Origin of the sequence: Chryseobacterium sp. CBSDS_008 (assembly GCF_049959325.1) — a bacterium.
GTDB lineage: Bacteria > Bacteroidota > Bacteroidia > Flavobacteriales > Weeksellaceae > Chryseobacterium.
On the sequence record NZ_CP188202.1, the window covers coordinates 1,566,388 to 1,580,239 of the forward strand.

The 13,852-nt window shown below is 33.0% G+C and carries 13 protein-coding genes; 4 read left to right on the top strand and 9 right to left on the bottom strand.

The features are described 5' to 3' along the window. Positions 1-36 precede the first annotated feature (36 nt). The 4 genes from ACP3T3_RS06970 (at position 37) to ACP3T3_RS06985 (ending at position 4,464) form a co-directional block, all read left to right on the top strand. Positions 37-3,024 carry a ligand-binding sensor domain-containing protein gene (locus ACP3T3_RS06970; RefSeq protein ID WP_426479186.1) on the top strand — a complete coding sequence of 996 codons (2,988 nt, stop codon included), beginning with the start codon at positions 37-39 and terminating at the stop codon, positions 3,022-3,024. Then, positions 3,017-3,655, top strand: coding sequence for a response regulator (locus ACP3T3_RS06975; protein ID WP_426479187.1), 639 nt, complete (start codon positions 3,017-3,019; stop codon positions 3,653-3,655). The genes ACP3T3_RS06970 and ACP3T3_RS06975 overlap by 8 nt, the downstream gene beginning before the upstream one ends. Before the next feature lie 405 nt (positions 3,656-4,060). After that, positions 4,061-4,300 carry a cation:dicarboxylate symporter family transporter gene (locus tag ACP3T3_RS06980; protein ID WP_426479188.1) on the top strand — a complete coding sequence of 80 codons (240 nt, stop codon included), beginning with the start codon at positions 4,061-4,063 and terminating at the stop codon, positions 4,298-4,300. Further along, positions 4,297-4,464, top strand: coding sequence for a hypothetical protein (locus ACP3T3_RS06985; protein ID WP_426479189.1), 168 nt, complete (start codon positions 4,297-4,299; stop codon positions 4,462-4,464). The genes ACP3T3_RS06980 and ACP3T3_RS06985 overlap by 4 nt, the downstream gene beginning before the upstream one ends. A gap of 990 nt (positions 4,465-5,454) precedes the next feature. Here ACP3T3_RS06985 and ACP3T3_RS06990 read toward each other — a convergent pair. The 9 genes from ACP3T3_RS06990 to ACP3T3_RS07030 all read right to left on the bottom strand — a co-directional run bounded on the left by ACP3T3_RS06990 (position 5,455) and on the right by ACP3T3_RS07030 (position 13,813). Beyond that, positions 5,455-6,306, bottom strand: coding sequence for an EboA domain-containing protein (locus ACP3T3_RS06990; protein WP_426479190.1), 852 nt, complete (start codon positions 6,304-6,306; stop codon positions 5,455-5,457). Positions 6,307-6,549: 243 nt separating this feature from the next. Beyond that, positions 6,550-7,413 (bottom strand): hypothetical protein, encoded by an 864-nt coding sequence (locus tag ACP3T3_RS06995; RefSeq protein WP_426479191.1) that lies wholly within the window; start codon positions 7,411-7,413, stop codon positions 6,550-6,552. Positions 7,414-7,468: 55 nt separating this feature from the next. Beyond that, complete coding sequence (locus ACP3T3_RS07000) at positions 7,469-8,047, bottom strand: hypothetical protein (protein ID WP_426479192.1); 579 nt, start codon at positions 8,045-8,047, stop codon at positions 7,469-7,471. After that, complete coding sequence (locus ACP3T3_RS07005; RefSeq protein ID WP_426479193.1) at positions 8,034-8,582, bottom strand: hypothetical protein; 549 nt, start codon at positions 8,580-8,582, stop codon at positions 8,034-8,036. The genes ACP3T3_RS07000 and ACP3T3_RS07005 overlap by 14 nt, the downstream gene beginning before the upstream one ends. Positions 8,583-8,604: 22 nt before the next feature. Further along, entirely contained in the window at positions 8,605-9,159 is a 555-nt protein-coding gene (locus tag ACP3T3_RS07010; RefSeq protein ID WP_426479194.1) for a hypothetical protein, read from the bottom strand. A 47-nt stretch (positions 9,160-9,206) separates the two neighbouring features. Further along, positions 9,207-9,797: a hypothetical protein gene (locus ACP3T3_RS07015; RefSeq protein ID WP_426479195.1), complete on the bottom strand. Its 591-nt coding sequence runs from the start codon at positions 9,795-9,797 to the stop codon at positions 9,207-9,209. Between the two features lie 282 nt (positions 9,798-10,079). After that, on the bottom strand, positions 10,080-10,577 hold the full coding sequence (locus ACP3T3_RS07020) for a hypothetical protein (protein WP_426479196.1): 498 nt from the start codon (positions 10,575-10,577) through the stop codon (positions 10,080-10,082). Between the two features lie 21 nt (positions 10,578-10,598). Beyond that, positions 10,599-11,459, bottom strand: coding sequence for a DUF4138 domain-containing protein (locus ACP3T3_RS07025; RefSeq protein ID WP_426479197.1), 861 nt, complete (start codon positions 11,457-11,459; stop codon positions 10,599-10,601). Further along, positions 11,456-13,813 carry a TraG family conjugative transposon ATPase gene (locus tag ACP3T3_RS07030; RefSeq protein WP_426479198.1) on the bottom strand — a complete coding sequence of 786 codons (2,358 nt, stop codon included), beginning with the start codon at positions 13,811-13,813 and terminating at the stop codon, positions 11,456-11,458. The genes ACP3T3_RS07025 and ACP3T3_RS07030 overlap by 4 nt, the downstream gene beginning before the upstream one ends. Positions 13,814-13,852: the final 39 nt, after the last annotated feature.

A 13,852-nucleotide genomic window follows, 5' to 3' on the forward strand; every position in this document is an offset into this window, starting at 1 on the left:
ATATACCATGAATACTTTATAATACAAGTATTAAAAATGTTTTATAAACAGCTTTTATTTATATTTTTCATAAATATTCAATTGTATTACAGCCAGCAACCGGCATCGGTATGGTATGATACAGATAAAGGACTTCCCCAGAACAGTGTAAAGGATATTATCAAGGACAAGTACGGATTTATCTGGATCAGTACAGAAAATGGATTGGTACGTTATGACGGAAATAATTTTGTCACCTATAATCATCTCAACTTTAAGAATAACAGATTTACCTCTTTTTTGGGAAGCGCTAAGAAAGACACTATTTACAATACAACAGCTTATGATGAAAATACCGCATTAATATCTAAAAGGAATGCAAGTATTCTAAGTCATAAATCAGGTTGTCTGCAAAGAGTATTACGTGAAAGCAAATCGAACTTTATTTTCACCAAGAATGCAATACCAGAACCACTTGAAGGCACAGATTTCTTTGTTTATTTTGATAAGAAAAACTATTATCATTTGTTACACGATGGAACAATACAATACAAAGATCAAAAAATTACAACGCTGAAAAATCTGCGTAAAAGCTATATCTCAGATACATTTTGTTTTGACCAGAATATTTTTATCATTTCCAGATCTTTAAAAAAAATAATTAAAATTTCTCCAACCCAAATAACTTATCTGAATGCACCTGAAATATTTTTTAAGAATGATATAAAAGTATACTGGAGCCAGATAAACAATCAATCTTTTATTATCCAGAATCATACGTTATATAGAATACATTATGAGTGCAATATCTTTGGTTTAAAAAAATTAGCAGATTACGACCTTAATAAAAATTCCTTATCTTCCATCTATCATGATGAAGTGAACAATAAGCTGTACCTGGGTACATTATCTGATGGATTGAATGTCATAAAATTCAACAATTTTCATGTTTCCAACAAATCAGATAAATCTTATGAAAATATTTTTTATTCAATACTTCCTTTTGGAAATGATAAGGTAATTAATTCCTTAGGTGATGTATACAATGAAGACGGACTGGTAAAACAGTATCATTTTAACACAACCAATCATTTTTTTTTACTGTATGATAATCAACAGAATATTCTTGTCCAGCGGGAATCTGGCTTACTCCGTTTTTTTAAAAAGTCTAATTATTCTAAAAAAGAAAATCTTGCTTTTAAAAATGAGCCCTCTCATGCCTGGAAACTGAGAAATTATTTTATTGCAACGTTTCACAAACCTATTTTAAAATCTACTCTTTCCTTTTATAAAGATACCGACTTTAAAAATCCTTTTTTACAGTTTTCCATTCCTAATATTGTAACCACTGTTTATGAATATGACCATGATAAATGGCTGGTAGGAACCAGAGATGCTTTGTATTTAATAGAATCACCCTCTTTTAGTCTTAAAAAAATATCTGCCGCCTCATTACATGTAAGAGAAATTACAAAAACTAAGGATGGAAATGTTTGGATCATGACTCAGGGAAATGGTTTCTTTCTCTATAAAAAAGGCCAACTCATTAAAATGCCTGAAGATAAAAACGGATATCTTTTATTTTCACATACTATTCTGGAAGACAAAAACGGGTTTGTATGGATCAGCACCAATAATGGCTTATTCAAGATACTGAAAGATAACCTGCTGCAATATTCTAAAGACAGAAAAACTTTACCCAACTATTACAGATACAGCAAGGAAGATGGCTTTAATACCAATGAGTTCAATGGAGGATGTTCTCCAAGTGCTGCAGTGCTCAAAAATGGAAATTTTGTATTTCCTTCTATCAAAGGCCTCGTATTTTTTGATCCTGAAAAAATAAGAAGCTATTATCCTAAAAACTTCTTTTTGGAACGAGTTATATTCTATGACTCCAAAAGCAGCATAAGAGAACAGAATATTCATCTGGAAAACAATTTTTATAAAACAATAATTTTAATAGATGTCCCCTATTATGCTAACAGAGCTAATTTGGTTATTGAAGGAAAACTGAAAGGCTCCAAGAATGAAAAATGGGAAAGGGTTGGCAATGATGGCAAATATTATATCTCAAACCTGGAGCCAGGCCAATATCAGCTTATGGTGAGGGTATTGGCTTCTCCAAAAGGGAAATACATCTATAAAACACTAAATATCAATGTAAAACACCTGTTTTATCAAACACTTATTTTTAAATTCCTTATTGTCTTAGTATTAGCTTTTATTGTATTTACACTCTTTAAAATAAGAATAAAAAGGCAGGAACAGAAAAAAAGAGAACTGGAAAAAATTATTGCCATAAGAACCCAGAAACTATTAAAAACAGTTTCAAAATTGGAATATACCAAGGAACAGCTCCGAAAAGAGAGTGTGCAACAAAAAAAACTATTGGAAACGATAAGTCATGATATCATCACCCCCATAAAGTTTCTATCCATTACAGCCCAAAAACTCTATGAAACAGACGAACACGACCGCTACATACAAAAGAAACATTTTGAAAGTTTCTACAAATCTTCTGTAGAGTTTTACAACTTCGTAAAAACATTAAAGGAATATGCAGAGATTTATAACGTTTCTGAAAAAAATGAGAAGTATAACGTATACGAAGTTGTGGAAGCTAAAAAAACACTCTTTGAGGTCGCTGCCAAAGAGCAAAATACACTTATTGTTAACAATCTTAAAGATCCCACTTATTCAAAAAACAATCAGAATGTGATTGCTGTCATCATCCATAATCTCATAGACAATGCGATTAAAAATACCACCAATGGAATGATAGAGCTTTCTACTATTGAGGACAGCAGCACCTTTTTTCTGGAGGTAAAAGATACAGGTAAAGGGATGAGCAAGGAACAAATGATCTATTATGAGAAACTTCAGGATAATATTGAAAATGAAAAACTGGTTTTGCAAAAATACAGTTTAGGATTGCATCTTATTCTTCAACTGCTCATGATGATCAATGGTAAAATTGAGTTTAAAAACAATATTCCTAAGGGAACTGTTGTATCCATTAAAATTAAAAAAAAATATGATTAAAAAAATTATTATTGCAGATGATCACTTCGTAGTAAGATTAGGCACTACTCTGATTTTGGAATCCCACTACAAAGATGTGAAAATTTCATATGCCGAGTCTTACACGGAACTCACGGATAAGCTATACGCTGAACAGTTTGATTTATTAATCCTGGATATTAATATGCCGGAAAGCAAATATTTAAGTATGATTGGTGAAATAAAAATAGTACAGCCCAATCTTAAAATCCTGGTTTTTTCAGTGTATGACAATGATATTGCCGTACAATATATCATTGAAGGGGCTGACGGATACATTAATAAATTGTCGGATGAAAATAATATCCTGGAAGCAGTTCAGCAAATATTTGAAACGGGAACGTATTACTCTCCGGATATTATAAAAAAGCTGGTTTCTTCGGCTAAAAAAGATACTCCTATAAATCCATTGGAAACATTATCAGAAAGAGAAAAGGAAATATTTGATCTGCTGGTGAAAGGTTATGGGAATATTGAAATATCGAATGAGCTAAATCTCCACCTTTCCACTGTGAGTACTTATAAAGCAAGAATTTATAAAAAACTGAATATTAAAAATGCAGTTGATCTGGTTAGGTTGGGAGACCGAAATCAAACCCATAAAAATAATTAAAATCCTCGTGCTCATTCTAAAACACGATGTTTTTAAAGAATTGAACCTCTCGGTATTAACAACCGAAACAGAATGCTGACCAAACAGCCCATCGCCAGTCATTTATGGGAAGATGACATATATAGTATTGACAATAATATAAATCATTATGAAATCAAAAAAAATATATTAGCAGCTTTACTTTCAAGTTGTTATTGCTATCATTGGCGGGTACTTTTACATCGCTTCTATCCTGTTTGTTATAATCATTTTAGGAGCCGTAGCCTGGTAGAATGGATTCAATATTTTCAAACTGATCGTTTATCTTAAAGAAGAAGTCCTTATGGTATTAGGAACAAGTTCTTCAGAATCTGCACTGCCTGGGATTATGGAGGAGCTTGAAAAGCAGGCTGTTCAAAAACTATTGTGGGTTTTGTAGTCCCTACCGGTTATTCTTTTAATCTTGATGGAACCAATATTTATATGACTCTTGCTTCACTCTTTATTGCCCAGGCTCTCAATATCCAACTTCCCATCGAAAAACAGCTGGCTCTCGTTCTGGTTGCCATTCTAAGCTCTAAAGGAGCTGCAGGAGTAACAGGAGTTGGTTTCGTTACTTTATCCGCAACGCTGGCTGTTGTACCTGAATTCCTATTGCCGGAATGACTTTGATTTTAGGAATTGATAAATTCATGAGTGAATGCAGAGCTATCACAAACGTTATTGGCAATTCTGTGGCTACTATTGTTGTAGCTAACTGGGAGAATCAACTGGACAAAAAGCAACTGCAGCTATGCCTTAATTATCCCAATAAAGACCTTATTAAATAATAAAATGTATTGACTTATCCTTTTTAGTAATAATAGCTTGACAGACTCATAATAAAGCCTTGTTTTTAAAATCTGCAGGACTTTTAGCAACTTTAGACCCTTAAAAATCACAATAAAAACCTTCATACATGTCATTAAATAACTACAGCTCTGATAGCTTTTTAAGCTACATTATTGTATAGCTTTGCTTCATGAAAAAATAATATTAAAAAGTTATTTGCTTATAGCTATTTCTATTGACTTGTTTTAAATAAGAATTCATTAAACATTCATTCTATTTAATTACCTGTATTTTTACGATGATACAGGATTAAGATGGGCTCATTGAGCTCATCTTTTTCTTTATGCTTCCATAAAATAAAAAACTACATCATATAATAACCTATAGCTTCATTGATGTGGTTTAATATCTACAACCTATATTTCTTATTACTTAAGTTATTTTAATAAGTTTGTCATCATTAAACTGTTTGTGTATGTATACTTACTATTAATACTGAAGGTAAATAAAATTTAAGAGAACATCTTTGAGTATAAAACTATATTTACAAGGGCAATTTCCGATTTTTATACTATAACATTATTCATAATATTAAATTTCTTCTTTTTAAGCTTTAAAGTATATAAGTCGGATATAAGCCAATAACTTTTAAGGATATAGCGTATTATTATTAAGTATACAAAGAAAGATGGGCGTGCCCATCTTCCTTTTTTCATCCCCAATCTTCATCATGATACCGATGTAATCTTAATCAATCATTAAGGACCATTAAAAATATACAGGAGGTCAGAAATGAGATCTGGAAAGGCTTAATTTGAAAATTCAACAGTTTCCTTACTCAAAGCAAAAATCCCACGCTAATAAACAGTTCTTTAAAATTTTATATTCTATGTTAACTTGCAAAAAAATAAGCTAAAAATACATTTATTTATAAATAGTTGAAATTAATGGCAAAAGTAACAGTTTAATACTCATCGTTTGATACATCTTTATAATTCTTTATTTTGGATGTAATATTGTTCTCCGATATAGTTCCATAAAGTAGTATTTTTAGGTCTTAATATATTATTGCAAGTGTTGGAAGCATTTTCTCTGAGTACAATGATGGCTGCGTGCTTTGACAGTTGGTCACCAGATTCGATAACTTTCAATAGACATGCTGTTACCTCTTTATTGACAAATCCGTCCATCAAACGCCAGATCTCCGGAGAAGCTGTTTTTCCCGAAGACCATCTTTCATGAATATATTCGATGGCGATGAAAGCCAGCTGTTCGTTTTTACGCAGATCCAGATTGGTGATTTTATAAAGCGGACAGCCCATCAACAATGCCTTAAGAACCAGCTGATTCCAGGAATCCAAAGGCAGGTATTTAGCTGCAAAAGGATTTAAAAGAGCTATGGAATCAAAAATAGAAGTGATATTAGTTCTGATACCTTCTTCAACGAGAGGAACAAACTCACAGGCATTTTCAAGGAAGAAGATTCCTTTGTAGATACTGATCAATTCACCGATATCAGCTGACTGCGTTAGTTTTTTTATTATTGCTACATTCTGATCTTCAGGTATATAAACCATCAATAAACACCGGCAGAACTGCTGAAGATTCCATTGGCCGGAGCCTGGACACAGTTGTTCAATGGTAATTTTTTCAGATGAGCTCCATTCTGGTGAAGCAGGTGAAATCATTCGGGAAATCAGTCCGAAGTCCTGAAAGAAAAGGACTTCATTTTCAAATAACATAACCGTTTTCATCCAATCCATCTGGGCTTCTGAAAGCCTGGCCTGAATCACTGAGTATAATATTTCGCAGGCATTATTTTTAAAAGTATTCTCTGTCATCTCAGAGTAGTGTTTTTTGTATTGTTATATAATTGTTGTATGTCGACTGTCAAATAATCATTTCTTGTATGTACATTATCATAAAACATTACAGGTAGTACCATGACCCCCTCCAATAAGAATTTTGTACACAGCAAGCACTAAATAAATAGCCACTGAAAACAGCCTTTATACAGGTTTGTGAGTCTGATACTTAAAAGCAAAAAATCTCTCAATTAACTGATACATCTCTTTTCAGATTTATTATTTTCCTCTTATTTTATTAATAATTTTTCCAGCTGTATTATAAGCTGTTCCAGGTGCACCTCTTAGAACAGAGCCGGCCTTATTACCAAATCTGTTACCTGACTCAGGATCTACCAAAAGATTAGCGAATTGTGGAACTTTTAAGATCATAAGTATCATAATCACTTGAAAAGCAACAGAAAGGAGAACATTAGTAAATGCTGTATTCCCAACAGGCAAAAGAACGATAATCACTTTCATAATTGTTAATATGGGTTCCCATAGCAGTATCGATAAGAATCCAAAAAACCATGACTTCAGAATTCTTTCATTAGATATAATAAGTGAAAACGGTAAAACAAATATTCCCAAAATATAATAGATAAATATCATCAATAATTGTCTCATTAATATATATCCCCCAACAACAGAAGCAACAAAATAAATAATGATGTGGATAAATTCTAAAAAAGGATTGACCTGCAGCAAATCATACACTCCATTTCCGTCGGCTCCTGTTCCCTGCACATGGGTGATACCCCTTTGAAAAGCCTGTTCAAAATCACCGGGGCTACGTCCTGTCACTTTATAGGCACCGTGCTTTACGATCTCTGATAAAATATCTACGGTATCAAATAATAATAATTTTACCAAAGGAATGTATAATGTGATAGCCATAAGAGTCAGGATAGGTCTTAAAAGAGCATCTCTTCCAATTTTTTCATCGGGATCAGACATAGCTTTCATTACTTTATACCCAACGAAAACAAAAGTAAATGTAACAGCTATGAGAAGAACATACGGTCTCGACTCATTAATAAACAGGTCAAATCTGGTTTGCAGTATTGATCTATATTGATTTAGAATTTCTTGTATTGTCATTTACTTTATATTTTAAACATCACTGATTTTTGCATTTTGCTAATCTTACTATGTATTATTTAATTAAGAACTTATTGATCACCGATATGGATTGTAGATCTCTCTTTATAGACAAAACAGTGGCTCTGATTTTCAAAACCCTTATGAGCAGCTTTCCAAAAACTGTATAAACCTGTCCCAGCCCTCCGGAAAGAATTCCTGATGCCAAATATCTGTAATAGTCAGATTGGGCTTCATCTAAGTATCTGTTTTCAGTGACCAGATCCTCAGATTTCTTTGTCAGTGAATGTTTAACAGATAATGGATTGTATTTTATGATATTAATAACATTCCTGATATTTCTTATATCTTTTTTGGTATCTTCAATCATAATAAGAGAAGTGGAAGCAAGTACAAGGCTATTTACGCTTTTAATACTTTTTTTGTCATCAATTTCTTTTTCCAGCTTGATAAGTTTTTCAAATAACTTATTTTGTTCGTCCTTTAGATAGATTTCTCCTCCTAAGCCTGTAATAATTAAAGCCTTGCTTCCTGCAACGGTATAATCATTAATATCAAAAGACCAGGTCTGTGCATAAAAAAAACTAAAGCTAAAAAAAAGCAAGAGTGTGGATATTGATTTAATATGTTTCATCTTCCAGTGTTACTCTTATTACTTTATCTAATGCCTGCTGAATTAAGCGCAGCCGCTCTCCTTCAGGAATATAGTTGGTAGTATCCATATAATTGGTGATGTTTTCTTTCTCAGAATCAAATTTCTTTGAGAATCTTCTTCTTACCAAAAGATTTGAAACTTTACCACTTGAAAGCGGGGAAGCAGCCACTATCGGATATTTATACTTTATATAATCATAGCTTGTTTGGGATACAAAGTTCAGTATATCGCCTTTTTTTGACGTTAAACCAGATGATATACGGGTAAGCTCCTGATTAGGCTCTATATAAATATCTTTTGTTCTTTTCATAAGACCTGTTTTTAATACGGCATACCCATTTAGCTTTCTATGCACTGAAGCCATATCCTTGTAATATCTCTTTGACAGGAAATCATTGGCTGACCAGTTCCATGTCCAATTAATTACAATCTGAGCTTTGAAGATTACGGAAAACAATAATAATCCTACGAAAAATATCTTAGCACCAAATGATTTGGTATATAACTTATTCATGATTTTAAAAATTTTAGATTAACTATTTAGCAAACTGCTGCACTAATTTCCTCTTGAGGGTACTTCCTTTGATATTATCTTCTACCCTATCAAGCTTCCGGTTAATCGCAGACAGTGAGGTTCTCAGGTCTTCATACAGGTTAAATTTTTCTCCCAGGATGGTAATTTTTTCACCACTTAAAAAATGGGAAGACATATTCTCAATCTGGCTGTCCGCTGAAAGTAAATACACCCTGTTCTCTTTCTTTTTTGAATAATACAGGAAAGAAAGCTGTTCATTATCCTGCCTGAGTTGACGGGATCTGTCTTTGACATTATTGATAATATCATTTACCGTAGACAGCCAGGCAACACCACCGTAATACAGGAGCCTTTTTCTATACTCTTTTAAAAAATCCTGAGTCCTTTGCTCTGTTGTTTCTTCTCTTCCCTTCAAAGCATATTTTTCAATAATAATTGCAGCTGATCCAAGATTGGACGGAACATCCGAAATGGGACCAATAGGATTATTGGCAAAAGGTTGAGAGTAAGCTCTTATTGAAGTAAGTATTAACAGTAGTGTCAGAAATCTAAACATATTGAAATAAATTTATGATTGTGTTACAAACAAAATAGTATCGAAAGCTAGAATATAATTTCAAGTTTCTTGATCAACTGGATGAGTTCCGGACTGCTCTGTATCAGAAATGCCAAAGCAGGCAAAGCCATTACACCGAAAACTCCCTTATCATTTTTCGAATATACTCTTACCAGCTGGTCGCGGATTCTATAAATTTCCTGTCTCTCAGACGCCTTTATTTTGGAGGCATCAACATTCTGGAGGGAAAGAAGTACTAATTTATCCAGTGCCAGAGATTGTAAATAATCACTCTTAACATTGGTTATATAGGGAAGTTTTTTAAACTTATTCAATATAACCGGCCCTGCACCTAAAGCCCCGGTCTTTATAGACTTAGTAATAAAGCTATTTTGCCTATCAAATTGAGCTGACTTTTTATAATTCCTTTCTAAAAATTCTTCATCATTCTTAATCATTTCTTCCAGGTAATCATTTTGAAGCTTTAGCTGTGCCGCTCTTGCACCGGTATGTAAAAGAACTTCTGCAAGTTTTTGTCTTGTATCTGAATCGGTATTATTCAAATGAATAGCAACATGTACAAACTGAGCTGAAAATAGCTGAAATGTTAAAAAAAACAAAAATGGTAGTGCTCTCATAATACTGTATTATTAAACTTATTATATATTGAGGTTGTTTAAACTTTTATATTCATTATTTAACTACAAAAGGCATAAAAGTTTTAAACACTTAAGTTTTTTTGAGAACCAAGCCTTATGCGTAATAAGTACACCTAAGTTTTGTGAAAATCTTTGATTTTCCTCTTATGTGAACTTTTCTGCGGTATCATATTAAACTTACTTAAGTGAACTCAAGTGTTTTAAAATGAAACCTTTTGTGGTTTTGTAAAGTGTAAACAACTTTATTGATAAATATTGATGTTACTTGGGTATAAGACCTAATTTGTAGAATAGATTACTTTGTTCTGCCGCATATTTCATTTCCTCCAATTCCTGAATCAGAAAATTTAACGTATTCATAAATCCTGCATCCAGCTTTTCTCTGTTCCCACGGTTAATGTTTATCCCTAGCCCTGCTATAAAGGCATTTTCCAATATGCTATTCGCAGCTTTAATATATGCCAGTTTCTTTCTGCACTTGCTTTTTTTAATGGGATTAAAATAAGGGTTGCAAACGTTGGAGTACCTGGCAAAGTTGATAAGGTTCTTTTTAGAAACGGTAGTCCTCGATGCGTTTTCAGCTTCATTGACGGCCGCAATCTGCCCCAGTTCATCCAAGCTTTTTTTGGCAGCTTTTTCATAATCATCAGTGGCATTCTTCTCTAAAATTCTTTCCACTAAACCTATAAGATCAATGTAGGGTAGCTGTCCCTTATATTGCAGTGAAAAAAACAGCAATAGCAGAATCATATATTTCATAACTGAATATGTTAAATATGTTTATATATATTCCGGAAATAAAAGTTTCTTTCTGGGAATGCGGATATTTACGCTTCTGCCTCCGGCATATTCACCTACTTCAAGAGTCAATATCTCATCTTCATTTAATGTGAATTTATCAAAGATGAAGGTAAGAACCCTTGTTTCCCCCAGTTTAATATTTCGCTGCTCGCCACAGGATTTTACGGGGGTCAGTATTCTCTCCTGATATACATAGTCTTTTTTTGCAGCATTATTATTCTTAAGTTTTGATCTGAAAAGAACTTGGTCTATATCCAGAGTGATTTTAGAGGTATTATAAATTTCTACGCGTAAGACAATTTTATTCTGAAAGTTTCTGTAATAGATTCCATTTAAAGTCAGGTTCAATCCATCATTATTATCCTTAATCTTTACGGTAGAAGGAGCACTTTCAGATAACATACACAATTCCTGGAGATCCTGTGCTGTCCTTTCTTCCTTTTCAATTTTATAGATATTCTCCTTTGCAAAATAATCTATTGTAGTAATGGTTTCAACCGCCTTATACGTTGTGACATCCGGATTTCTATTATATTCCATATCAATAGAATAATAGCTTCCTTTACCATTAATCACGGTAAGATTCGCCTGCTGGCTCTTTAAGTCCTCCAACTCTTCACCCGTATGCTTTAATTTGAGCATATTACCAATGGTATCGGCAACGAAATAAGTAGATCCTACATCCACATACTTTATTTTTTCATCAAAAATAATGTGGGTGGTCTTCACATCTGAAACGTCAATGGCCTGGCGCTGAGATAAGGGTTCCAATATTTCCTGGGCGAAAGATCCCTGAGAACAGATAAAAAATAGAATAAATAATATAATGTGTTTTTTCATTTCTTTTGAGAATTTAAATCAATAAAATCATTAATGGCCACAGACATGTTTCCTTTAGCTTCATATATGCCCCGGATTACTTTGTTTTCATCAGCATTGGAAGAATAACAAGCATACCTTTCAGGAGATACTTTTACTTTATATACATTAGACATACTTCCTACTTTAACATACACCTCTCCTTTGTCTGTAGAATAAAGTTTTTGAAGATCAGCTTCACTCAATGATAAATATTTAGAAAATTTATCTTTAGATGCCATTTTCTTTTTATGGGAAAGCATAATCAAAGTATCTGTATTATTCACCATGGCAGGCCCGGCAGCAGTATCTAAAATATCTTCCAAATCCTGGGTCGCAATAGCCACCTCTCCATAAAACTTACGAACCGTCTTATACAAATACTTAATAAACTCCGCCATCTCGCCTTTAGAAATAGGCTTCCAGCATTCGTCTATAAATATTGATTTTTTTTCTCCGGGAATCTTTTGTATCTTAGTCATTACCAGATTAATACACAGCATCGTAACTAAAGGAAACAGTATAGGATGGTCTTTGATATTGTCCATTTCGAATACAATAAAACGCTCGTGAATCAGGTTGGCAGGTTCTGCTGCATTGAGTATATCTTTATAGTGTCCGTCGTAAAAATCTCTAAGAGAGAGTTTAAAGCTGACCTTGTCAAAATAACTTGACTCTTCTTCAACAGCGGTATTTTCTGATATAAATTCATAGAAAGTAGACATACAAGGAAAAACATCATTATTGACGACGTGATCATAATAAAGGTCCAGATAACTGGATAGTATTTGTTTTTCTTCTCTTGAAGCTCCCTCTTCTCCTTTCCATAAGAAAAAGATCAATGAAAGCAGAAAGGTTTTCTTATCTATGTTAATTTCATCTTCATCATAGTAATAGAAAGGATTAAATTGTAATGGAGAGTTTAAATCGTAAGTAAAGTAAACACCATCCACCAATTCGCATAACTTTTTATAAGAGTTTCCTATATCTATCATTACAATATGGTGCCCCTGCTCATAATACTGACTCGCAATATGATTGATCAAAAATGATTTCCCGGTTCCTGAAGGCCCGAAAATTAACCTGTTCCTGTTCACAATGATTCCCTTTTTAACAGGCTCGTCCCATAAGTCAAGACGTAAAGGAGATTCGTTTTTGCGGTCACAGAAAAGAATCCCATCTTTATTGCTTTCGTAATAGGATTCAAAATTCAGTAATGAAGAGGTTTGCTCGGATATACCAATAAATTTATGATTCTCTGAAATATAAGCAGATGCCCCAGGACAATTGTTCATATATAATTCATTGAGAGCATACTTCACCTGATAAGGAGTAATTCCCAAATCCCTGAAAGCATTTTCCAACAAGTTGACATCATTTTCCAATTTCCTTTGTGAAACATTCCAGACAATTACGCTAAAATGCTGATAAACAAATGTTAATTCCCTTTCCAATACATCTTCAACAAGATCTTCCACCTGAGAATAAGTAACCTGATTTTCTCTTGAAAGTATCGCCATACTTTTAAATTGATTCATTTTGGTCTTCAGGGAAGAAAAAACTTTTTCTGAATCCTCAATAAAAATCACCTGATTGTAGATATGGTTTACATCCAGCCCTGTTGATACCGGCTGTATAAAAGGAATTCTAAAATCAGTTTTAGGGGTAGAATATTCAATGCTTTTGATGGTACTATTAATGGTAATAGGAAGTTGATTATTAGAAGATATGGTATACAATTCTGCAAATTTATTTCCTATCTGTAAGTTCTTATCAAAAAACATATCTCTCAGGTTAGTTTCCCCTTCTTTCGAAAGAGATAAATATTTTCCTAAAAGAGTAATAATCTGTTCATTTTTCAACCTTTCTACGGCGAAAAAGCTTTCTTTCGTTAAAAATGAAAGACTGGATTCTACGGCCTTGATAAAATCATCTATTCCATCTAAATACTTATGATATTGGCTGGAATTATTAAGTATACTTACTTTACTTTTGGAGTCCTTTATTATAGTGATATAACACTCATGACTCATTGTTGGCTTTTCATGGAAAAACCTATTATCGCTTGCTGCTAGAAAATTAGGGCTGTCAGATACATGCTCTTTGATAGAGTCTACAAAAAAGAAATCCTGTTTTTGCAAGATTGTTCCGGCAGGTAAAGATCTGATTACTTTATCAAAAATAACACTAATCTGCTCAATCTGTTCGCTATCAAGCGAATATATCTGAGGAAGCATAACCTTATACACTAAGCCAACATCTCCTTTTTTACTGATTAACAAATCATCATCTACTGCTAATATGTTAAAAGTTGTTTTGATATCTATATCTTTCATAATCTTAGGAAAATAATTATTAAATAATTATTAAATCAT

Excerpts from the sequence above, each read along its gene's own strand:
- ACP3T3_RS06975 (WP_426479187.1), top strand. The coding sequence starts at position 3,017 with ATGATTAAAAAAATTATTATTGCAGATGATCACTTCGTAGTAAGATTA.
- ACP3T3_RS07010 (WP_426479194.1), bottom strand. The coding sequence starts at position 9,159 with ATGTTTAGATTTCTGACACTACTGTTAATACTTACTTCAATAAGAGCT.
- ACP3T3_RS06970 (WP_426479186.1), top strand. The coding sequence starts at position 37 with ATGTTTTATAAACAGCTTTTATTTATATTTTTCATAAATATTCAATTG.
- ACP3T3_RS06990 (WP_426479190.1), bottom strand. The coding sequence starts at position 6,306 with ATGACAGAGAATACTTTTAAAAATAATGCCTGCGAAATATTATACTCA.
- ACP3T3_RS07030 (WP_426479198.1), bottom strand. The coding sequence starts at position 13,813 with ATGAAAGATATAGATATCAAAACAACTTTTAACATATTAGCAGTAGAT.
- ACP3T3_RS07015 (WP_426479195.1), bottom strand. The coding sequence starts at position 9,797 with ATGAGAGCACTACCATTTTTGTTTTTTTTAACATTTCAGCTATTTTCA.
- ACP3T3_RS07025 (WP_426479197.1), bottom strand. The coding sequence starts at position 11,459 with ATGAAAAAACACATTATATTATTTATTCTATTTTTTATCTGTTCTCAG.
- ACP3T3_RS06985 (WP_426479189.1), top strand. The coding sequence starts at position 4,297 with ATGACTTTGATTTTAGGAATTGATAAATTCATGAGTGAATGCAGAGCT.
- ACP3T3_RS07000 (WP_426479192.1), bottom strand. The coding sequence starts at position 8,047 with ATGAAACATATTAAATCAATATCCACACTCTTGCTTTTTTTTAGCTTT.
- ACP3T3_RS07005 (WP_426479193.1), bottom strand. The coding sequence starts at position 8,582 with ATGAATAAGTTATATACCAAATCATTTGGTGCTAAGATATTTTTCGTA.
- ACP3T3_RS06995 (WP_426479191.1), bottom strand. The coding sequence starts at position 7,413 with ATGACAATACAAGAAATTCTAAATCAATATAGATCAATACTGCAAACC.
- ACP3T3_RS07020 (WP_426479196.1), bottom strand. The coding sequence starts at position 10,577 with ATGAAATATATGATTCTGCTATTGCTGTTTTTTTCACTGCAATATAAG.